The 21438-nt window shown below is 58.4% G+C and carries 18 protein-coding genes and 2 pseudogenes; 9 read left to right on the forward strand and 11 right to left on the reverse strand.

The window, feature by feature from the left end; all coding sequences use genetic code 11:
• Nucleotides 1-127: 127 nt before the first annotated feature.
• From NW845_RS04235 to NW845_RS04245, 3 genes are all read right to left on the reverse strand, one after another.
• Nucleotides 128-730 carry a (2Fe-2S) ferredoxin domain-containing protein gene (locus NW845_RS04235; protein WP_414377023.1) on the reverse strand — a complete coding sequence of 201 codons (603 nt, stop codon included), beginning with the start codon at nt 728-730 and terminating at the stop codon, nt 128-130.
• Nucleotides 714-986: an Asr1405/Asl0597 family protein gene (locus NW845_RS04240; RefSeq protein ID WP_414377025.1), complete on the reverse strand. Its 273-nt coding sequence runs from the start codon at nt 984-986 to the stop codon at nt 714-716. The genes NW845_RS04235 and NW845_RS04240 overlap by 17 nt, the downstream gene beginning before the upstream one ends.
• A gap of 139 nt (nt 987-1125) precedes the next feature.
• Nucleotides 1126-1677 carry a Dps family protein gene (locus tag NW845_RS04245; RefSeq protein WP_414335135.1) on the reverse strand — a complete coding sequence of 184 codons (552 nt, stop codon included), beginning with the start codon at nt 1675-1677 and terminating at the stop codon, nt 1126-1128.
• A 240-nt stretch (nt 1678-1917) separates the two neighbouring features.
• Here NW845_RS04245 and NW845_RS04250 point away from each other — a divergent pair, with 240 nt between their 5' ends.
• Nucleotides 1918-3141 carry a YcjF family protein gene (locus NW845_RS04250; RefSeq protein ID WP_414377027.1) on the forward strand — a complete coding sequence of 408 codons (1224 nt, stop codon included), beginning with the start codon at nt 1918-1920 and terminating at the stop codon, nt 3139-3141.
• Here the strand turns inward: NW845_RS04250 and NW845_RS04255 are convergent.
• A complete protein-coding gene (locus NW845_RS04255) occupies nt 3134-4132 on the reverse strand; it encodes a glycosyltransferase family 2 protein (protein WP_414377029.1) in 999 nt (332 codons plus the stop codon). The genes NW845_RS04250 and NW845_RS04255 overlap by 8 nt on opposite strands.
• A gap of 60 nt (nt 4133-4192) precedes the next feature.
• Nucleotides 4193-5152 carry an Hsp33 family molecular chaperone HslO gene (gene hslO, locus NW845_RS04260; protein ID WP_414377030.1) on the reverse strand — a complete coding sequence of 320 codons (960 nt, stop codon included), beginning with the start codon at nt 5150-5152 and terminating at the stop codon, nt 4193-4195.
• Between the two features lie 372 nt (nt 5153-5524).
• Between hslO and NW845_RS04265 the strand changes: the two genes are divergently transcribed.
• From NW845_RS04265 to ribB, 6 genes and pseudogenes are all read left to right on the forward strand, one after another.
• The gene (locus NW845_RS04265; protein ID WP_414365101.1) at nt 5525-5812 is read left to right on the forward strand and encodes a DUF6464 family protein; all 288 of its coding nucleotides are present in this window, start codon (nt 5525-5527) and stop codon (nt 5810-5812) included.
• A gap of 80 nt (nt 5813-5892) precedes the next feature.
• Nucleotides 5893-6015, forward strand: a complete 123-nt coding sequence (locus NW845_RS04270; RefSeq protein WP_414377032.1) for a hypothetical protein — start codon at nt 5893-5895, stop codon at nt 6013-6015.
• Between the two features lie 129 nt (nt 6016-6144).
• Entirely contained in the window at nt 6145-6633 is a 489-nt protein-coding gene (locus NW845_RS04275; protein ID WP_414377034.1) for a M67 family metallopeptidase, read from the forward strand.
• A gap of 218 nt (nt 6634-6851) precedes the next feature.
• On the forward strand, nt 6852-7133 hold the full coding sequence (locus NW845_RS04280; protein WP_414377036.1) for a MoaD/ThiS family protein: 282 nt from the start codon (nt 6852-6854) through the stop codon (nt 7131-7133).
• Between the two features lie 2 nt (nt 7134-7135).
• Nucleotides 7136-8293: a molybdopterin-synthase adenylyltransferase MoeB gene (moeB, locus tag NW845_RS04285; protein ID WP_414365096.1), complete on the forward strand. Its 1158-nt coding sequence runs from the start codon at nt 7136-7138 to the stop codon at nt 8291-8293.
• A gap of 123 nt (nt 8294-8416) precedes the next feature.
• Nucleotides 8417-9565: pseudogene (gene ribB / locus NW845_RS04290) on the forward strand (3,4-dihydroxy-2-butanone-4-phosphate synthase); the annotation flags it as partial.
• A gap of 42 nt (nt 9566-9607) precedes the next feature.
• Here the strand turns inward: ribB and NW845_RS04295 are convergent.
• The 4 genes and pseudogenes from NW845_RS04295 to mfd all read right to left on the reverse strand — a co-directional run bounded on the left by NW845_RS04295 (nt 9608) and on the right by mfd (nt 15764).
• Entirely contained in the window at nt 9608-10042 is a 435-nt protein-coding gene (locus NW845_RS04295) for a hypothetical protein (RefSeq protein ID WP_414377038.1), read from the reverse strand.
• A 144-nt stretch (nt 10043-10186) separates the two neighbouring features.
• Entirely contained in the window at nt 10187-11179 is a 993-nt protein-coding gene (locus tag NW845_RS04300; RefSeq protein ID WP_414370850.1) for a GntR family transcriptional regulator, read from the reverse strand.
• Nucleotides 11180-11291: 112 nt separating this feature from the next.
• Nucleotides 11292-12066, reverse strand: a pseudogene (locus tag NW845_RS04305) (RNA-guided endonuclease TnpB family protein); the annotation flags it as partial.
• Between the two features lie 230 nt (nt 12067-12296).
• Complete coding sequence (gene mfd, locus NW845_RS04310) at nt 12297-15764, reverse strand: transcription-repair coupling factor (protein ID WP_414377066.1); 3468 nt, start codon at nt 15762-15764, stop codon at nt 12297-12299.
• Between the two features lie 403 nt (nt 15765-16167).
• Between mfd and NW845_RS04315 the strand changes: the two genes are divergently transcribed.
• Complete coding sequence (locus tag NW845_RS04315) at nt 16168-17601, forward strand: cytochrome ubiquinol oxidase subunit I (RefSeq protein WP_414377039.1); 1434 nt, start codon at nt 16168-16170, stop codon at nt 17599-17601.
• 193 nt (nt 17602-17794) lie between these two features.
• Nucleotides 17795-18844, forward strand: coding sequence for a cytochrome d ubiquinol oxidase subunit II (cydB, locus tag NW845_RS04320; RefSeq protein ID WP_414377041.1), 1050 nt, complete (start codon nt 17795-17797; stop codon nt 18842-18844).
• 185 nt (nt 18845-19029) lie between these two features.
• Here cydB and NW845_RS04325 read toward each other — a convergent pair whose 3' ends face one another.
• Nucleotides 19030-20556, reverse strand: a complete 1527-nt coding sequence (locus NW845_RS04325; protein ID WP_414377042.1) for a mechanosensitive ion channel — start codon at nt 20554-20556, stop codon at nt 19030-19032.
• 340 nt (nt 20557-20896) lie between these two features.
• Entirely contained in the window at nt 20897-21433 is a 537-nt protein-coding gene (rimI, locus tag NW845_RS04330; protein WP_414377044.1) for a ribosomal protein S18-alanine N-acetyltransferase, read from the reverse strand.
• Nucleotides 21434-21438 lie beyond the last annotated feature (5 nt).

The raw sequence follows: 21438 nt of genomic DNA on the forward strand, positions 1-21438 counted from the left end.
GGGCAGAGGAAGAGACAAAAATCTCACCGTAAAGCGGATGGGGAAACCCCACCCGCCTGCGCGGTGGGGTAGTTCATGCGAAAAGTCAAGGGAAATCCGCTCGCCCGTGGGGGGATCAGCATGAGCGTCAGGAGGAAGCCGCCGTCTCAACCTGCTGTACCTGCAACGAAGCAATCGGAAAATGCCGCTCCAACAAAGCCGGGATCCCTTGCGGAGAAACGCCGCTGTAGCGAGCCTTGTCGGGCAGGAACACCACGTTCGGCCCCCGTTTGCAGTCCTTCATGCAGCCCACCCCCTGCACCCGAATGGTCTCCGGGTAGGCTGCCAAGTGTGCCTGCAGAGCCTGTATCACCTCCAGCGCCCCCCGCCGACAGCAGTCGGACTTCTGGCAGACCAAGACGACCCCTTTTCTCTTTTCCTCCGATTCTGGAGCAGCTTTTGGGGGAGATGTGGCTGGGATCCCTGCCTGGACAGGAACCACGCGGTAGAGCACCCATTTCTCCCGCCCCTTGAGCAGATCCACTTCCCGCTCCCCCGCAATCTGCACCCTATCCCCTGGCTTGAGGCTGCGGTAGAGCTCAGAGCGCAGCGGCTTGGGGATCTTGCCGGCAAACACTTCCGCTCCGGCCTGCCAGCGCAAATACTTGAGCTTGCCATCCTTATCGGGAAGAAATCCCAGGAACCGACCCTCTGACTCAAACGGGATCCTTTGCTTAGCCAACTTGCTCATCTTGTCCCCCAGGCTCGGTGTTGAGCTGCCAACACGTCTCTAGGCTGTCCAATAACTCCCGCCGCCGCGCCGTGTATTGGCGGATCACGCTGCGCACCTGCAACAGGGCCAGAGGCGTGTCCACCTGCACCTGTAAATGGCCATCTCCTGCACAGACCGCCGGGATCCCCAACTCCACCAGCCGCCGCCCAATGCGCCAGCGTTCCCCTAAGGGGATCTGCAAACAATAGTTGCCCTCAAAAGATACAGGGTTCATGGCTAGGAGCAAAACCTCGGCAAATAAATCTAAACCCAATCGGGCAGTAATGATATGAATTTTCAACAAATGCTTACAAAAATAAGCCCTCAGGCCTAAGGACAGGTCACCTGGCCGGCGAACCTGCCCCAGATCCTGACTAGGCTCTGCCGTCCATCAAGCCAAACACTAGGCTGTCGTTGGCCAGGAAGTGGTTGAGGTGGAAGGCCCGGTCTTCCGTCTTGAGCAGAATCTGCTCGTAGAGGTAGCGGGTGGCGCGATCCCCTAGGCTTTCCGCTTGGGCGGCTTGGCGCCGCAGCAAATCGATGATGGCCTGCTCTGCCGCCAGGTCATTTTGCAACATTTGCCGCGCCTCAAAAGCGCCATCCGGCTCAGGGGTAAAGCAGCAGAGGCGGGCCAAGGTGGCGAAGGTGGCTACCGGCACACCCCCCAGACCTTCGAGGCGTTCTCCCAGGTCGTGGACATGTTCCCTCACCTGCTCGTAGTGATCCTTGAACAATTGGTGTAGCGGGTAGAACTCGGTGCCCTCTACTACGAAGTGATGCTTCTGGTACTGCAAGTACAGCCCTTGGAAGCTGGCCAGAAGGGCGTTCATCCCCTCGCAGATCGGCTGGGTCACCTCCAGGCCGAGGGAGACAGGGTTGTTGCGCACGCTGTTGAAGGACTGGCGCAAGGTTGAGGTTTCAGACATAGGGCAAGGTTCTCCGAAGTAAGAGAGCTAATTGTCCAGCCTACTCGAGTGGACAGATCCAGGGTTTCTTGGGGCTATCCTCACCCCAGCATAGTCTAACTCAACAGTTCTTGTGAATAGCTCTCAACAAAGTGCTTGTTGCAGCAGAACCGGTGGGCTGGTCAGAGAGTAGCCGCATCTTCCCGATTTACACTGGACTGGGAGCGTTAGCCCAGTTGATCCCGTACCTGGAGATGGAGCATGTCGCAAACGGAGCCAGAAAGCCACTCCTGGATAGAAAAACTGATTCGCCTAACCCATCAAACAGTTGCGCGGGCTGGGGGGAAACCGCAGGAACCTTGGGATTGGGCCAGCCACCTGTTCAAAGAGAGCCTGCTGGAAGCAGAGGCAGAAATGGGCCACTGTAATGTCCTGGTGATTGGCAAAAGTGGGGTGGGCAAAAGCACCTTGGTCAACGCGGTGTTTAAAGATGAGCTGGCCCGCACTGGTGTTGGCAGCCCTGTTACCCGCCACATTCGCCAATATTCTAAGCAAGGCTGCCCAATCACCATCTACGATACACCTGGCATGGAATTGGCGGGAGACCAGAATATCCAGATCCGCCTCGAGGTGTCCCAACTGATCGACGAGCTGCGCCTCAAGGATCCCGAACATCACATTCACATTGTTTGGTATTGCATCCACCACGAACTGAAGCGGCTGGAGGAAACCGAGCGTGAGTGGCTGAGAGAGTTAGAACTCAAAGATGTACCGGTCATCTTAGTCTTGACTCAATGCCTGGAATATCCCAATCCCGAAGAGAGCGAGTTTTTTCAGTACTTGCAGCGCCAAAATCTCCCTGTTCGCTACATTGTTCCTCTTTTGGCTAAGGACAAGGTCATTAACCGGCAACTCACCATCCCCGCCCACGGGCTAGAGCACCTAATCGGCTGCACCTCGGAGCTGCTGCCAGAGGTAGCCCGCCTTGCCTTTATCCGCCAGCAATTGCTGCGGGTGGATCTCAAGGCCGATGCTGCTTTTAAGTATGTATCGGGCTATGTGGCCAGCGCAGCGTTCATCGGCGCCGCACCTCTTCCTTTTGCCGATGCTCCTCTACTGGCAGCAGCACAAGTGGGCATGATTGCCAATATCAGCTTTATCTTTGGCTATAAAGCCTCCCCTTCTTTTTACTACTCTTTGATGGCGGCTTTGGCGGGAATTGGGGGCGCAGTAGTCACTGGGCGGGCCATTGTCTCAAACCTGCTGAAGTTGATCCCCGGCGTGGGATCCCTGGCAGGCGGCATCATCCAGTCCACCACAGCGGCTACCCTGACCCTTTCCCTTGGCCTGGCCTATATCGAGCTGATGAAGGCCATCGCCCGCGCCGAAATCCAAGGGATCCAGCTTTCCCAGGCCCAGATGCAGGAGATCTTTGTGCGCGAGTACCGAGAATATGCCGCTTCGGGACGCAAAACCCTCAAATAGGAGTGGACATTGGATCTGATTCTGGAGCAGGGGAAGGCTGCAGGGTCTCGAACCCAAAGGAGCCATTGACTAGGTACAAGGGGCGGCCTTTCACTTCTTCAAAAATGCGGCCCAGATACTCTCCAATCACGCCCAGGCTAATCAACTGGATCCCGCCCAAAAACAAGGTCATCACCGCCAAAGAGGCGTAGCCGGGCACATCGGAGCCAAACAGCAAAGTACGAATGACGAGGAAAAGGCCATACAGCAGAGCCGCCAGCGAGATCGCCAAGCCCAGATAGCTCCACACCCGCAAGGGCCAAGAGCTAAAAGAGGTGATGCCTTCTATGGCTAGGTTCCACAGCCGCCAGTAGTTCCACTGGGTTTTGCCGCGAAAACGGGGGGCGCGGTCGTAAAAAATGGCCACCTGCCGGTAGCCTACCCAGGCAAAGATCCCTTTCATAAAGCGAGTGCGCTCCCGCAGTTGCTTGATGGCGTCTACCACCTGCCGATCCAACAGCCGAAAATCTCCTGTATTGCGCGGGATCCGCACCTGGCTGAGCTGGTCAATGACCCAATAAAACCCGTTGGCGGTGAAGCGTTTTAGCCAGCTTTCCCCTTGGCGGCTGCGGCGCACAGCGTACACCACCTGGTAGCCCTGCCGCCACTGCTGCAGCATTTCCGGGATCAACTCTGGGGGATCCTGCAGGTCGGCGTCGATGGGGACAACGGCTCTGCCAGAGGCATAATCCAGACCCGCTGTGAGGGCAATCTCCTTGCCAAAACAGCGGGAGAGGTTCACCACCTTGATGCGGGGATCCTGGCGATGGAAGGCAATGAGCTTTTCCAGCGTGTCGTCCTGGCTGCCGTCGTTGACACAGATGATCTCGTAGGGGATCCCCAATGGATCCAAGGTTAGGCGCAGGCGCTCGAACAGGTGATCCAGGTTCTCCGCCTCATTTTTGCAGGGGATGACAACCGAGAGCTCAGGGGGAGCAGGCGCAGAGGACATAGGAGGATGACAGAAGAACAGGGATCCCGTAGCTGGCGATTATTCTGCCATCAGGGGGTGCTATGGGTTTGCCGACATCTCTGCCACAATCGAGCGCAGCTCGTCCTCCGAGATGCGATAGACCTCGTTACAGAACTGGCAAACCGCCTCTGCTCCCTTATCAGTACGGATCATGTCGATGAGCTCGTCCCGCCCCAACATACGCAACGCCCCCTTCACCCGGTCGGAGTTGCACTGGCAATAGAAGCGGATGGTGCGCACCTCCGGCGTGATCTTCAGATCCAGGTCGCCCAGACAAATTTGCAACAGCTCCAGCAAACCGCCGCCGTAGGCCAGCATTGGACTGAATTCCTCTACTTTGGCCAAACGGGCCTCCATCTCCGGGATCAGACTGGCTGGTGCTCCCGGCATGAGCTGCATCAACAATCCACCGGCGGCGCGCACCCGCTGGGAATCGAGGTTGACCCCCAAAAGAACTGCCGAGGGGATCTGCTCCGAGGAGGAGAGGTAGTAGCTGATATCGTCTCCCACCTCCCCTGAAACCAGTTCCACAGCACTGGTGTAAGGCTGGCCGTAGCCCAAGTCCCGCAGCACATGCAAATAGCCGTAACGCCCAACGGCCTGACCCACATCTAACTTGCTCTCAGGGGTGAGAGGAAGTTCAACGGCAGGGTTGCTCACATAGCCGCGTACCGTGCCGTCCATGCCGGCATCTACGTAGATGCTGCCCAAGGGGCCATTCCCCTTCAGTTGCAGGTTGATCCGCGCCTGGCGTCGCTTCAGGTTAGCTGCCAGCAACAGGGCTGCACTCATGGCCCGCCCCAGCGCCACTGTCGCCACGTAGGAGAGCTTGTGCCGCTCCCGCGCTTCCTGGACTGCCTGGGTGGACACTAAGCCCACCACGCGGATCTTGCCTTCTGCCGCCGTAGCTCGGATCAGGTGATCCGGAAGGGAGAGGGGAGAACCCTCAGAGATGGCTTTCAAGCTTTTCCATTGCTCTGACCCAGAGGTATCCGTCATCACAACCTCAACTCACGTCTCGAAAGCAAGCCTGCAGGGATCCCCTGGCGACTTACTTCTTTCCCCGTGGGCTCGCTGCAACTTCGCTATAAGTCGGAGCTAGCCTGCACCATACCATCATAGGCGGCTTATCCCCCTGCCCACTAGCCGGCAGCTTGCTCCGCTAGTTTTTCGGCTCAAACCAATCACCTTGCCCATGCTGCCGCCCCGCCCTCCAGTTGGCAAAGTGGTGCTTCATCCTCAGTAAGGTAGGGAGAGTTTGCAATTCTTCTGCAATTTCTTCCTCTCTTGCCAGAGTGTGCCATCCTGAGGATCTAGACTGATCCAACGCGACCCCCAGCCTGTTGGCCTTACTCCCTGGGTGACTGTTCCATGTTGGATAACCTCACTGCCTATGTCTCGGAACATGCGGCCAAGCGTCGCTGGCGGGAACGTGCCTACAGCCGCTTTTTGCAGGATTGGCGACGACAAGTGGTACTGCTGCGCCGCCAACGGGCCGGTGAATTCGGCCAGCCGCTAGGGGATCCCTCCTGTGTTTTCAGCGCCCAGTCGGCTTGGTTGCGCTGTGCCGTCAACCCGCAAGGGCCCTGCCAGGGCTGCCCCCACTATTCTCCGCTTGTTCCTCCGCTGCCGGCTCGTCACCCTAATGTTCCCGGTTAGTTTGCCGCATCCAAATCTGTTCAGATGGACTTCTGCATCCTACCGTATCCCCAGGTTGCGCTGGGTTTACACTCCCACTTATGCCAAAGGAAGACCGGCGGCAAGATAAGGGATCCTATCTCCGGTCAACCGTTGCCACTCCCCCTGCCGACCGGCTGGCTAAACGCCAAGGCAACGGCATGGCTGTTTTCCCGGAGCGCTAGGGACTCTGCGCAGTTCCCCAGTTCATCAGCCCAGGGCTCTGCCCGCACCTAAGTAGGAGGCTAGCAAGCCTCTTTTCGTGTCAAAATGAAAGAGAAAGAACGGTAACTCCATCGGCAAAAGCGAGATTCATGGCCCTTTACCTCTCGGCAGAGCATCTTCGCGCCATCCGCCAGCATGGCGAGCAAGCCTTTCCCTACGAGGGCTGCGGTATTTTGATCGGCGAGCTCAAGGGATCGGACAAGATCGTCCATGAACTCTGGGCAGTGGCCAACACCTGGGATCAAGCCGAAAACCCCTTGGCAGACGGGGAATCCAGCCGCCGCCGCTTCTTGATCGACCCGGCGGATTTCAAGCGGGCCAACGACCATGCCATGCGCAAAGGCCTGGGGATCCTGGGCACCTACCATTCCCACCCCAACCACGCGGCTGTTCCTTCGGAGTTCGACCGGCAGCACGCTTTTCCTTGGGGCTTTTCCTGCGTGATTGTTAGCGTGCGCGAGGGCAAGGCAGAGGAGGTGGCAAGCTGGATTTTGGATAAGCAGGAGCAGCCCCAACGGGAGCCGATGCAGATTTGGGAAGACAAATCTCTGCCCTCGCTTGTGGCTCGGGCTGGCTAGAGCCTGGGCGGAGCTGACTGCTGTTTTCCCGCCAACCTTCCCTCCAAAAGTGAGGCTTATGGCTGAGAAGCTTTGGGATCCCTGTTGGGCAATGACTGTGGTGAGGGTTGTCGGAAAAAGCGGTACTCTGAACTTGATGAGGTGACACTTGGAATAGTTCAGCTCAGAACCTCAAGGTGTAGATCAACCAGATCGCTAGAACCCTTCCCCGAACTCCCATGGCAACCAAAGTCCTGATTCCCTCCCCCTTGCGTCCCTACACCGACAACCTGGAAGCTGTCGAGATCGAGGGCAACAGCGTTGGCGAAGTAATGCGCAATCTGATCGCCCGCTATGGCGAGCTAAAGCGCCACCTCTACACCGAAGACGGCAAGTTGCGCAATTTCGTCAACGTTTACCTCAACGACGAGGATGTGCGCACTTTGGCCCAAGGCGACGACACTCCTGTGGGAGAGAAAGCCACCATCAGCATCGTTCCTGCCATTGCCGGAGGGTTTTGACTATGTTGCACCTAGACACCAGCCAAGTCAGCCTCTCCCGCGAGGAGATGGAGCGGTTTTCTCGCCATTTGATCCTGCCGGAGGTGGGCCTGGAGGGGCAGAAGCGGCTGAAAGCAGGCAAGGTGCTCTGCATCGGCACAGGCGGCCTCGGCTCGCCCCTGTTGTTGTACTTGGCGGCAGCCGGCGTGGGGCGGATCGGCATCGTCGATTTCGATGTGGTGGACGTGTCGAACCTGCAGCGGCAGGTGATCCACGGCACTTCCTGGGTGGGCAAGCCCAAGGTGGAATCGGCCAAAAATCGCATCCTGGAGATCAACCCCTATTGCCAGGTGGACGTTTACAACACTGCTCTGAAGGCCCACAACGCCCTGGAGCTGTTTGCCAACTACGACGTGATCGTGGACGGTACCGATAATTTTCCCACCCGCTACCTGGTCAACGATGCCTGTGTGCTGACGGGCAAGCCCAATGTCTACGGCTCGATCTTCCGCTTTGAAGGGCAGGCGACGGTCTTCAACTACGAGGATGGGCCCAACTACCGCGATCTCTACCCCGAGCCACCCCCACCGGGGCTGGTTCCCTCCTGTGCCGAGGGGGGAGTGCTGGGGATCCTGCCCGGCATCATCGGCCTCATTCAAGCTACGGAGACTGTGAAGATCCTGTTGGGCATCGGCACGACCCTGAGCGGGCGGCTGCTGCTCTACGATGCTCTAAAAATGAGCTTCCGCGAGCTAAAGCTGCGCAAAAACCCCGCCACCCCGCCCATCACTCAACTTATCGACTATGAGCAGTTCTGCGGGATCCCGCAAGCGCAAGCTAGCCAAGCGGAGATCCCGGAGATCAGTGTGGCCGAGCTGAAGGCGCGGATGGATGCCGGCAAAGATTTTGTGTTGATCGACGTGCGCAACCCCAACGAGTGGGAGATCGGTCGGATCCCTGGCGCCCACCTGATCCCGTTGCCGCAAATCGAAAATGGTGATGGGGTGGAGCAGGTGCGCAAGCTGCTCAACGGCTCGGAGCTGATCGTCCACTGCAAGAGTGGAGTGCGCTCGGCCAAGGCCTTGAAGATCCTACAAACTGCCGGGATCGAGGGGAAAAATCTACGCGGTGGCATCCTCGCCTGGGCTGAGGCTTACGATCCCTCGATTCCCAAGTACTGAGACAACTTCCGGATCCCTGGTCCAGGATATGATGGCTCCGCTGCCCAGAGCCGGCTGTGCCCAATATCTCCCTTTTGCGTCCCTTTTTCCATGAGTGCCACTTTGCCGGCAGAGACAGAAACCATCTTTCACTCCATCCCCGAAGCCCTGGAAGACCTCAAGTGTGGCCGCATGGTCATCGTGGTCGATGACGAAAATCGGGAAAACGAAGGGGATCTGATCTGTGCTGCCCAGTTTGCCACGCCAGAGGTGATCAACTTCATGGCCACCCATGGGCGGGGCCTCATTTGTCTAGCCATGCAGGGATCCCGTCTGGACGAGCTGAAGATCCCGCTGATGGTGGGGCAAAACACCGACAGCAACCAGACTGCCTTTACCGTCAGCATCGATGCTGGGCCAGAGTTAGGGGTTTCGACGGGCATTTCCGCTGCCGATCGCGCTCGGACCATCCAGGCGGCCATCCACCCCCATACGCGACCGGAAGATTTGCGTCGCCCTGGGCATGTCTTTCCGCTGCGGGCGCGGGAGGGTGGGGTACTCAAACGGGCCGGCCACACGGAAGCGGCGGTGGATCTGGCGCTGCTGGCGGGGCTGTACCCGGCAGGGGTGATCTGCGAGATCCAAAACCCGGATGGCTCGATGGCCCGCCTGCCCCAGTTGATCGACTATGCCCGCCAGCACAATCTGAAGATCATCACCATCGCCCATCTGATCGAGTACCGCCTGCGCACCGAACGGCTGGTGCATCGGGGGGCTACTGCCACCTTGCCGACGGAGTTTGGCCGGTTTCAGGTCTACGGCTACCGCGACACCCTCAACCAGGTGGAGCACCTGGCGCTGGTGAAGGGGGATCCGACCCAATTTGCTGCCGAGCCCGTCCTGGTGCGCGTGCATGTGGAATGCCCCCTGGGGGATGCGCTGGGATCCCTGCGCTGCGACTGCCGCCGCCAATTGACCGCCGCCCTGAAGATGATCGACCACCAGGGCAAGGGGGTGCTGGTGTACCTGCGCCGGCAAGAGCAGGAGCTTAGCCTCATCCGGCAAATTCAGTCCTATGCCCTGCAGGATCTGGGGCTAGCTGAAACCGCGCCGCCGGCAGCGATGGATCTGCGGGATTACGGCATTGGCGCCCAGATCCTACGCGATGTGGGGGTGCGCCAAATGCGCTTGATCAGCAACACCTCTCGCCACATCAGCGGCTTGAAAGGATTTGGCCTGGAAGTGGCCGAGCGGGTGCCCTTGCTGGTGGAAGAGCCGGATCTCAATTTGCACGTGCAGCCATCCTGTTCTCTAGAAAACGCGACCCATTCCGGCTTAAGCCTGTAGAGCGTTGTAGGGCCGGGCGGTGTGGTGGAACAGGGGCCGCGGTGCAGCCGGTTCGTCCTCGACCCCATAAGCCTTGCATCCCCAGTGCCAGAACGACCAGGAAGGACGTTTGGGCAAAGATGGAGCCATACGCGCTGGCAAGACAGAGTCCCTGGCCGTGGGGCTCAAGAGGGGCTTTGGCAAGACGGGAATGTCGGATCCCACCTGCGACCACACCTCGTAGCTCTGGGATCGCACCACCACAATGCTGATCAGGGAGCCGCGATCCATGTCGTAGCGGCAACTGTCGATGGCGTCCTGCAGCCGAGAAAAGCTGCGGTTAAAGACGTAAAAATGGCCCTGGAAGCTGATGGCTTCCCAGAAACCTTCCCGTGTCACCGCCACATGGTCGCGATCGGCGGAGGTGTAGTCGAGGATCACCATACGTGTAAAGACTGACTAGCGATGGATCAGATTAGGGTGGCTTTTACCGTATTTCCACTTAAGCACACCATTGCACAGCCCGTCATCCGCGAAATGGCCTGCTTGCAACAAGACTGACTTAAGGCGTTTTCTCGCCCTTGCTGCTCATGGGATCCCGCCCAATTCCCGTCGCAGCTCGGCCATGGCTGCTTCTCCGATGTGGGGGGCGGTGCAGACCAGGTGGGGCGTGCGGATCAGGTCGGGGCGGGCTTGGCGCACTAGGGCGCGCAGGGTGGGGTAGCTGGCCTCGTCGCAGATGAGGGTGTGGGCACGGCGGATTAGGGATCCCACCCGCTCGGCATCGGAAATCACCGCCGTCAGCACCAGCAGGTCTCCCCGCAGGCTGTGGACAATCACCTCGGCAACTTCCAGAAGGGCGGTGCTGATGCTCACCAGCCCTAGACAGGCGTGGGGAGGCAATTGGCGGATCAGGGCAATTTCGCGGGCGTAGTCAGATACCTCCACCGGGAGAACACGGGCCCCCCGCGGCTGGGCAATGGCCTCGACGGCGCTGAGAAAATAGTGGAGCGTCACCACAGTGCCGGAATGGATTTGATCCAGCACGGCGGCCAGATCCTCTAGGGGCACCAACTGCACCCGGATGCCCAAAGTCTGTTGGATTTGTTGGGCCATCAGTTGTCCTGTGCCCAGATCCCGATTGGGCACGCACACCAGCACTTGGGCACTGCAGCGCAACCGCCAGTCGATCTCCGCCAGCAGCAGATCCCGCACCTGCTCCAGAGAAAAGCCCTGTTGCTGAAGCTGATCGATGCCCTGGCGCACCTGCTGCAGGGCTTGTTGGGATCGATCCAGGTTTTCGCCCAGACTACAAGAAGAGCGGTTAACCGCCTGGCGGGCGGAGCCGCTGACGTAAATGCCAGATCCAGCGCGCGTTTCCACCAGACCCATGGCCTCCAGTTGGTGGTAAACCTTGTGGATGGTGTTGCGGTGCAGGCCCGTTTGCATGGCCAATTGACGGGTGCTGGGCAGGCGATAGCCGGGAGGAAATTGCCCGCAGGCAATGCCAAAACAGAGCAAGTTGAAGAGCTGGACAGAGCCAGGGATCCTGCTCTCCGGCTGAATAGAAATGCGCATCATGACGCACTTTTCTCCTTATAAGGAAGCAAATCCAGCTTCCATAAGCTACCCCACCGCGTAGGCGGATGGGGTTTTTAGTAGCCCTGAAGCTCGCTCACAAGAACTCCGTCCCGCTAACGCGAGTGGCAGCGTTAAAATCTCCATCCCCTTCCCAACCACAAGCCGGGTTCACACAACGAAAACGCTTCCCTTCCCGCTGACCAAGCCACAAGCACCGGTGACAGGTCTGCGAACTGTAGGCAGGCGGAACCACCACAACCTTGACTCCTGCTCTTACTGCCTTGTAGCGCACAAACTGCCTCAACGGGTAGAACGCCCAACTATTCGACCGCCGCTGCTCTGGCTTGCTGCGCGGCTGCTGGTTGACACGCTCCCGCCCGCGTCAGCGGGCCAGAGACCTCATCCCAGCCAAGTCTTCCAGGGCAATGGTGCTACAGGCAGCTTTGGCCCTAGAAACAATGGCTTTGAAGATGCAGTAATTCACCCAAGCTTGAAAGCGTCTCTTCCTACCAGACAGCCGTTGCAGCAGTTGACGGCACCTGGGCCGAGAACTATGTGTGCCCTGACTGGCTTTACGCTGGAGAATCGCCCTCAACTGGGAGTAGGGGTCTTTTTCCTGGTTCAACTGCTCTCCATTCCAGTTGTCACCCTCTGCTCGCGTCAGCGGGACGGAGTCCTTATGTGTGGGCAATATCTGTCCTGCCCAAGTCTACACCGATGACCTTGCCGGTGTTTTGGGGTTCCGGCACCTCAGATTCCACGCCAATCTGGATGGAGTAGGAACCATCTTGGCGTTTGACCAACGTGGCTACTTTGAGATGAGAACCTGTCAACATGCCACGCTGATAGTTACCACTCGCGCCAGCGAGCCGGAGCCTTGGTTGCATCCAGCTTTGTGGCTTGCGACGCAGACACCTTGAGCTTGCAAGAGATAGTCAGAACTTGGGTCATGCTGAGTATGTTAGGCATTATCCCTCCTCGCTGTATAGACGGTGGGGTATCCCGCGCATTCAGATGACGCAAATGCAAGGCAACAGCGAGTGCGAAAGTCTAACCCGAGGAAGGCCGGGCACCCATCCCAGTTTCTCACAGCAGAAGCCCCGCCCCGCAGCCAGGACTAAGTGGCTGTTGGGATCCCGGCCTCTATCCGGCTCAGGGCTAAGCTCATTTTGTCCAGCCACTGCAAAAGGTTCTCCAGTTGCTGCGCCGCAGGCACCATCCCCAGGCCCCGCACCGTCACCTTGCCCGGCTGGTAAACAAAGCGAGGCTGTAGGTGAGTGGGCAGCGCTTCCTTGAGGCGGTTCCAGGCGGGCTCCTCCATGGGAGTTTCCAAAAGGACATGCTCCTTGGCCGGCCTGATACGGGAAAAGCCCAGCCTGCGGGCCAAAATCTTCAGCTCCATCACCCGCAGCAGCTCCTGGGTAGGCCTGGGCAGGGGGCCAAAGCGATCCTGCCATTCCTGGGCAATTTGCAACAGCTCGACCCGAGAGCCGGCAGCAGCCAATTGGCGATAGGCCTGCATCTTTTGATCTTCGTCGGGGATATAGCTTTGCGGGATCATGGCGGTGACATTGAGGTCGATTTGCGTATCTTCCACCTGCGGGATCTCTTGGCCACGAATTTCGCGAATGGCCTCTTGCAGCATCTCCAAATAAAGATCGAAGCCCACAGCATTGACCTGCCCCGATTGCTGCGTGCCCAACAGGTTGCCAATGCCGCGAATCTCCATATCCCGCATCGCCAATTGATACCCAGATCCCAGTTGGGTAAATTCCTGAATGGCCTGCAGGCGTTTGCGGGCCTCTTCGGTGAGGATGCCATCTTCTCGGTAGAACAGCCAAGCATGGGCTTGGATCCCAGCCCGGCCCACCCGCCCTCGCAATTGGTAAAGCTGAGCCAGCCCAAACTCCTGGGCATTTTCGATCAAAATGGTGTTGACACGGGGAATATCCAAACCCGACTCAATAATGGTGGTGCAGACCAGGATATCGATTTCCCCGTTGTTAAAAGCCAGCATCGTCGCTTCCAGCTCTCCTTCCGGCATTTGCCCATGGGCAATGGCAATGCGGGCGCCGGGCACCCATTCCCGCAATTTGGCACTGGTCTCTTCGATCCCTTCAATGCGGTTGACAACATAAAAGACTTGCCCGCCGCGATCCAACTCTTGGCGGATAGCCGTGCGAATGACCTCAGGATTGTAGGGGGAGAGGTGAGTTTTAATCGGGCGCCGCGAGGGCGGGGGAGTTTGGATCAAGCTCATTTCCCTCAACCCCGACAAGGCCATATACAGCGTGCGGGGAATAGGAGTAGCCGTAAGGGTGAGCACATCCACCTGGGTTTTGAGGAGTTTAATTTTCTCTTTTTGGTTGACACCAAAGCGCTGTTCTTCGTCAATGACCAAAAGGCCCAAATCGCGAAACTGTACATCCTTGCCCAAAAGCTGGTGGGTGCCCACAATGACATCCAGTTCACCACTTTTGAGGCGGGCCAGGATCTCTTTTTTCTCGTCGGGAGTGCGGAAGCGGTTGAGTAAGCCCACTTGAATGGGATAGGGGGCAAAGCGCTCTTTGAGAGTGTGGTAGTGCTGCTGAGTGAGAATGGTGGTTGGCGCCAAAAGAGCTACTTGTTTGCCAGCGGTTACGGCTTTAAAAATGGCACGGATAGCCACTTCCGTTTTGCCAAAACCCACATCCCCGCACAGCAGCCGATCCATGGGGCGGGGAGACTCCATATCCCGCTTGATCTCCTGGACGGCGCGAATTTGATCCGGTGTCAGAGGATAGGGAAAAGAGTCTTCCAGCTCCTGTTGCCAAGGAGAATCGGGCGGGAAGGCATAGCCCTCCTGTTGGGCACGCTTGGCATAGAGTTCCAACAGGTCAAGGGCCACTTTTTGCAGGCTCTTTTTAACTTTTTGCTTGGTCTTTTCCCAGGTGCTGCCGGACATTTTGTGCAGCGCGGGGGGGCCATCACCGCTAGCCCGGTAGCGGGAGAGGGAGTTGACCTGGTCGGCAGCCACCCGCAGCAGGCCATCGCTGTATTGAATGACCAGATATTCTCGGGTTTCGCCGCCGATGGTGAGGCTTTCCAGCCGCAGGAACTGGCCAATGCCATGGGCCCTGTGAACAACAAAATCCCCCGGCTTGAGCAGGTTGGGATCCACCTGGCGGGAGCTGGCCTGGCGGCGCTTGCGCACATAGGTGGGGGTGGCCAGGCTGTGCTGGCCGAAAAACTCGCGGTCGGTCAGCACCACCCACCCCAGCGTGGGCAGGAGAAACCCCTCCAGATCCGCTAGGCCGGAGTACTTCAGGGCCACCGGCGTGTAGGACTGGAGCTGGCGCTCGATAGTCGGAAAATCTTTGGGGTTGGGCACGTACTGGGCCGGGCAGTCGTGTTCCTGCAGCAGAGCCACGGTGCGGGAGGGCTGGGCGGAGAGGATCCACACCTGCAAGTGTTGCTTGCGGTACTCGCGCAGGGTTTTGGCCAGGGATCCAAACTGGTGGGGAGTGGCAGGGACAGGCCGGCTTTTGAGGTCGAGGACAGCTTCCCCCTCGCCAGCAGGGGCAAAGGCACGGGCCAACAGGCGGGGGAAGGGATCCCACTCAGCGGCCTCAAGATCAAAGGGGCGGTGGAAGGGCACTAGAGCCGGCTCAGCAGCCTGGGCCAATTGCCACTGCTCCTCGGCGTGGGCTAGCCACTGCCGGCTGTGGGCCTGGCACTGCTCCGGCTCGTCGATCAGGATCAAGGTATTGGGATCCAAGTAGCTCAGCAGGTTGGCCGGTGGATTGTAGAGCAGGCCGAGAAAACGGCGCAGGCCTTCTGGGGGAGGCGATCCCTGCTGCTGCAGGGCGGGGGAGAGCTGCTCCATCTTTTCCTGCAGCGCTGGCCAGAGCATGGGCCCATAGCCGGTGGGGGTCAGCCAGACAGAAGGGATCCCATCTTGGGAGCGCTGGCTTACCGGGTCGAACTCCCGCAGCCGTTCCAGCTCATTGCCAAACCACTCCAGGCGCACCGGCCACTCGCAGGCCACCGGGAAAATGTCGAGAATATCGCCCCTTTGGCTCCACTGCCCCTCGCTTTCCACCAGGCTTACCCGCTGGTAGCCCAGCCGGGCCAACTGCTGCCCCAACTGCTGCGGCGACAGCTCCAGGCCAGGTTCCAGCTTGAGGCAGAAGGCCTGAAACACTTCTGGGGGGGGAAGATGGGGTTGCAGGGCCCGCTCCGTGGCCACAACGGCCATGCCCTTTCTGCCCTGGAGACAATCAGCCAGCACCTGCAATTGTCCCCACACCAGTTCCGGCTCCAGGTCAAACGGCTCATAGGGGGAAGCCTCAGAAGTGGGATAAAGGTACACGCTCTCCCAGCCCATGCCCTCCAGTTGCGCCGTCCAGCGGCCTGCTTCTTCCAAAGTGGCAGTCACCACCAGCAGGGATCTCCCCTCCTGCTGGGCCAAAGCCGAGGCCATCAACCCCTTGGCGATCCGACCTGCCCCCTGAATGGCTGCCTGTTGCCGCGATCTCAAGCGGGCGGCCAACTCTTGTACCAAGCCGGATTGGGCGAGAAAGTGCACCAGCGGGACAAACGACATCTTCCACCCCCCACTGCCAACTGGGATCTCCAACAAGCCGGGATCCCAATTCTGGCAGGCCCTGAGGAAAATTTGCATGGCGTTATCCCCGCCCCTCAACGGGCTATTTCGGGATTGCGGATCCCCAGGCTGCCAAGTTCGCAACCCTCTTTATTCTGTAGTCCGCTTTACACGGAGAAAACCTCTTCTCCCGGGATCCTAAAGTTAACCTTTAGAGTCGAGCAGCCCATCGCTGATCCTGGTCAAGATGCAATCCTAGGAGGAGCAAAAAAGATAGCCTTCCCCACCTTATCCAAATGGCTACGGATGTCTGCAGCGAACATACCTGGAGGTGGGCCTGCACAAACTGCAGCAGAGAGGGTTGGGAAAAGTTGAGTTTATCCATCCAAACTGGGTGCCAATCATGTTTCTAGACACCGTCGCGCTTTCTCGACTACAGTTTGCCCTCACGGCCATTTTCCATATGCTATGGCCGGTTTTAACAACGGGACTGGCTATTTATCTTGTTGTTATAGAGGGCCTTTGGCTGAAAACTCGCAATCTAGATTACTATCGCCACGCTCGTTTCTGGTCAAAGATCTATGTGTTGAACTTTGGTATCGGCGTGGCCTCAGGGTTGCCGATGGCCTTTCAATTTGGCATGAACTGGGCCCCTTTTTCTGAGGCGGTGGGCGACTTCTTTGGAACCGTTCTTGGGTTTGAGGGCACGATGGCCTTTATGCTGGAGGCCAGCTTTTTGGGGATCATGCTCTTTGGCTGGGAGCGGGTGCCGCCGGTGATTCACTGGATCTCGACAATCCTGGTGGCCTTCGGCGCCAACCTCTCTACCTTTTGGATCCTGACGGCTAACTCTTGGCTACAGACGCCGGCAGGGGGAGTATTTGTCAATGGAAAGTTTGTGGTGCGCGACTACCTGCAAGCCATTGTCAATCCCTTCATGGTCAATAGCTTTCTGCACATGTTTTTTGCCACTTTGGAGACCTCTTTGTTTGTAATCGGTGGCATCAGCGCCTGGTACATTCTCAAGCGGCGGCACGGCGAGTTTTTTTCCCGTTCCCTCAAAGTGGTCTTGGCAATGGCTCTGGTGGTAGCCCCCTTGCAGGTGTTTATCGGCCACTTGAGCGCAGAGCAAGTGTATCGCTATCAGCCGGCCAAGCTGGCGGCCATGGAGGCCCAGTGGGAGACGATCCCTGCCGGCGAACGAGCCGATTGGAGCCTGCTAGCCCTGCCCAACGACCGAGAAGAGCGCAACGAGTGGGAGGTGAAGATCCCCGGTGTGCTGGGCTATCTGCTGGAGTTTAAGCCCAGGCTGGATCGACCGGTGCAGGGCCTGAAAGCTTGGGATCCCCAAAATCGTCCCCACATGATTGGCCTTATCTACTACTCCTTTAGGACAATGGTGGCCATTGGCCTGTTTCTGGCCGGGCTTATGGGGGTGACCTTGATTCAGTGGTTGAGGGGCAAGCTCTCGGCGGAGGCCCTCTCCCAGCAGAAGTGGCTGATGTGGGCCTGGGTCTTTGCTGGCCCCCTGGGATACATTGCCGTCGAGGCTGGCTGGATTGTCCGCTGCGTTGGCCGGCAGCCCTGGATTGTGTATGGACAACTGCGCACCGCGGAATCCGTTTCGCCGCTGCCGCCGGGAGAGGTGCTGTTTTCTTTGGTCGGCCTGACTGCTTTGTATACGGTGTTTTTCGTGGCTGCCCTTTACTTTGGCAGCCGCATCATCCGCAGAGGGCCTGACCTGGAGCTGCCTGCCCCCGTTCCGGCAACCCAGCCGGTGATCGTGATCGAGCCTGCCCGCCACGAGCCGGATCGCCGTCCTGCAGAAGCTCGCTAGCACCGGTGCAGCCCTAACAGAACCCAGACAACACCGCAGGCTCCTCATCCAACAGCAGCCAAGCCACTTGTCGATTTCCAACTCCCCTCTCCCAGAGGGAGAGGGGTTGGGGGTGAGGGCCCAGAAGAAGAGGGGCTGGGGGTGAGGGGGATCATGTCTCGAACTGGTCGGAAATAAACTACAGAGAACGACGATGGAATCTTTCGAGCCTTTACAGCAGTTTTTACCGCAAGTCTGGTTTTTTATCCTCGGTCTCTTCCTCTTCCTTTATGTTCTGCTAGATGGATTTGACTTGGGGGTTGGCATCCTCTCCCTGACGGCTTCTAGCGAGACCCGCCGCAGCATTCTCATGACCAGCCTGGGCAATGTCTGGGATGCCAACGAGACCTGGCTGGTGTTGATGGGGGGATCCTTATTTGGATCCTTTCCCCTCGCCTACGCCACTATTCTCAACGCTCTCTACATTCCGCTGGTGATCATGGTGGTGGGCCTGATCTTGCGGGCTGTCTCTTTCGAGTTTCGGGAGAACGCCGACAACAAGCTGGTGTGGAACCTCGCCTTCGGGGTGGGCAGCTTTTTGGCGGCCTTGGGCCAGGGGTTTGCCTTGGGCAGCGTCTTCGAAGGGATCCGCGTCGACGAAGCCGGCCACTTTGCCGGCAGCCCTTGGGATTGGCTGACCTGGCGCACAGTGTTGGTGGCTCTTACCTTGATCCAGGGCTACGTGTTAATCGGCTCGGCCTATCTGATCGTTAAGACCACCGGCGAGCTGCAGAAAACCTACTACAAGACAGCAACCATTGCCACCTGGACAACGTTGCTGGGGGCAGTGTTTATCACCATCAGCACCCCCATCATGTCGGAGCAGGCGCGCGCTCAGCTTTTCTCGCCTCCTCTTTTCTATATCTTTGCTGCCATCCCCGTTTTGGGACTTTTGTTGGTGGCTCTGTTGCTGCGCAGCCTGCGGCGGCGAGAAGAAAATAGCGTTTTGGTTTACACTTTTTTAATCTTTGCCCTTTCTTTTATCGGCCTGGGGTTTATGGTTTTCCCCAACATTATTCCTCCCAGCGTCACCATCTACGAAGCAGCCGCTTCTCCCAGTTCACTGGTGTTTATGCTCACCTTTATTGGCTTTTTGATCCCGGTTATTTTGTCCTACAACATCTACAACTATGTGGTGTTCCGGGGTAAGATCGTGGTGCAGGAAGCAACGCCAGAAGAGGCCAAAGTTTCGGAGGCAGCTTAAACCCAAAGCAAAAAGTCTCAACTTTTAAATCAAGACCCCGCCGAGCGTTTTGCCAGGCGGGGTACATTTGCAAGCAAAACAGGGTTAACCTTGAGGGGGCCATCGGATGGGTGGCATGGCCACTCCTTAAGAAGCGCTGCTCTCTTTGGGTAGGAAGAGCAATTCCTCCAGCAGATTTGGCCTCTTCACTCCCGCTTCAGCCACTGCCGGATCTGCTCGGCAGCCACATCGCGACCTCCCAAACCAAAAGCCAAAGCCACCGCGACGGCAATCGCGCCCAGCACTAGGCCAAAAGCTAGCACCACAATGTCGGTGGCTACACCCATCTGTTGTAAGGCCATGGCGCCGACGAAAACCAAGATGGCCACCCGCGCCGCCTGCGCCAGCACGCCTGCAGAGGGGTTGCCCAAGCTCTTGATCATGGAATGGGCCAAATTGGCCAGGTAAAGGCCGATCCCGAACACCAAGGCGCCGATGAGCACCCGCCCAGAAATCAGCAACAGCCCCTCTACGATGTCGGTTAAAGCAGCAAACTGCAACAGCTCCACCGCCGGCACCGCCCCGAACAAGACCACGCCCACCCAGACCACCAGGCCGGCAATTTCAGAGGGGGTGCGCCGCTTCACCAACTCCCCTTCAGCGGCAGGCGCTTCAGGAGCAGGGGCCAAGGGCAAGCCCAGGCCAGCAGCCAAGCGGTCAAAGCCCACCGCCTGCAGCAACTGGGTCACCAAGCCCGCCAAAAACTGCCCCAGCCAGTAAAAGACGGCCAGAATCAGAGCCGATCCTGCCATTCGGGGAATGGCCCGCAACACCTGCTCCAGCATCGCCACCGCCGGATCCGAGATGGCCCGGATTTCCAGAGCATTGAGAGCCGCAATCACCGCCGGGATCAACACCAAGATGTAGGCCACCGTCCCGACAATCTGGGCCAACTGGGGAATGCCAAAGCGGGCCCCCAAGCGGTTGGCTCCTGCTGCCGCCAGCAAATTCGAGATGAGGCCGCGCACAATGCGGGCCAAAAACCAGCCCACCCCACCGATGATGAGCGCTCCCAAAATGCGCGGCACCATCGACAGGATTTGATCCAGCAGGTTTTGCACCGGCCGCAGCGGCCCCCGCAGGTTCAGCGTATCCAGGATGAGCGGCAAAAAGAACAAGAGAATCAACCAGTAGAGGGCGTCACCCAGAGCTTCATTCAAGAGAAAAGGAGCGACCTCAGCCCCCCCCTCTGACTTTGCAGCCGTTCCTTCTGTGGCCGCTTCTGTACCCACCTCACCGGCAGCGCTCTCCTGTTGGAGAGGCTGAGCCAGCCGCTCGTCCAAGTTAAAGCGCCGCAGCCCCCGAATGACCGCTAGGCGGGCAACCGTGGCCACCGCCCAGCCCACCACCAGCAGCACCAGGGCTCCACCCAGCCGCGGCAGATAGACAAAGATTTCGCCTAAAAACCGATTGAGCGGATCGGAGACGGCCTGAAGCTGTAGGGCATTCAGCACCGCCACCAACACAAAAGCCAGGATGATCCAGTAAACAGCAGCGGCCACCCAACGCTCCGTTTGCGGCAGCTTCTCCCCAGGCTTTTGGCCCATAATCCAAGCAGCCAGGCGGTTATCGAGCTGCGTCCGCTTGAGCAGCCCCCGAACGCCGAAGGCCACCGCCGTGGCCACGAACCAACCCAGAATTAGGATGAAAACCGCCGCCAGCAGATTGGGCATAAAATCGACAAGCCTGGACCAAAGATTGACAAAAAAAGAGACAGTCTCATCTCTAAAAGTGTTTACAGGGGTGTCCATAATTACCCTCACAGCCTGAAATGCTCAGGATGCACAAATGATAAGAGTAGGTTAGCCTGAAGCGCTTCCTTGGGCAAGCTGGGTTTGTCTGGGAGAAAGCCTCAAATGTCAAAAGAAACGGCAGGTCTTGAAACAAAGCTTTACATCTATCCACAGGCGGCAAGGGTTGAGCCAAGCTGCAGGGGTTCTGCCCAAGAAAATTTAAGGTTTAGGTGTATAGGGGAAAACTTTTGCAGTTCTTTAGTGTTGGTTTTTCCTAAGCTTAAATCGGTTTCTTCCAATACACCAGACCATCTTCTCCGTTGTTGTAATAGCCCTTGCGGCGTCCCAGCAATTGAAACCCTGCCGATTCATAGAGGTGGATGGCGGCGTGGTTGGAAGCCCTCACTTCCAACGTGGCCCAGCGACAGCCTGCTGCTCTAGCTTGGTCTAGGAGCGCTTCTAGGATCCTCCGGCCCAAGCCTTGTCGCCGGTGACCGGGATCCACCGCCAGCGAGATGATGTGGCCTTCTTCTTCGATGCGCCAGAGGATGCCAAAGCCCACCAGCGCTGGTGCTGTTTGCGTCGGCGTCGCGAGGTCTGGAGAGGGAAGGGAGAACTCTGTTCGGCCCGAGCCACAGGAAGCGCCAACGGCAACCGGTTCCGCCACAACCCCAATCACCGTGCTGGTGGGCCGTTCCAGCTCCGCGCGATACCCCTGTTCCCCCCAGTGTCCGCCGTAGCAGCGTCGATCTAGCTCCAGCAATTGGGGCAGGGCGGTGATGTCGAGCATCTGCAGCCGATAACTTGTGCTACCCATGGTGG

It is taken from the genome of Synechococcus sp. H60.2 (genome assembly GCF_047462315.1).
GTDB lineage: Bacteria > Cyanobacteriota > Cyanobacteriia > Thermostichales > Thermostichaceae > Thermostichus.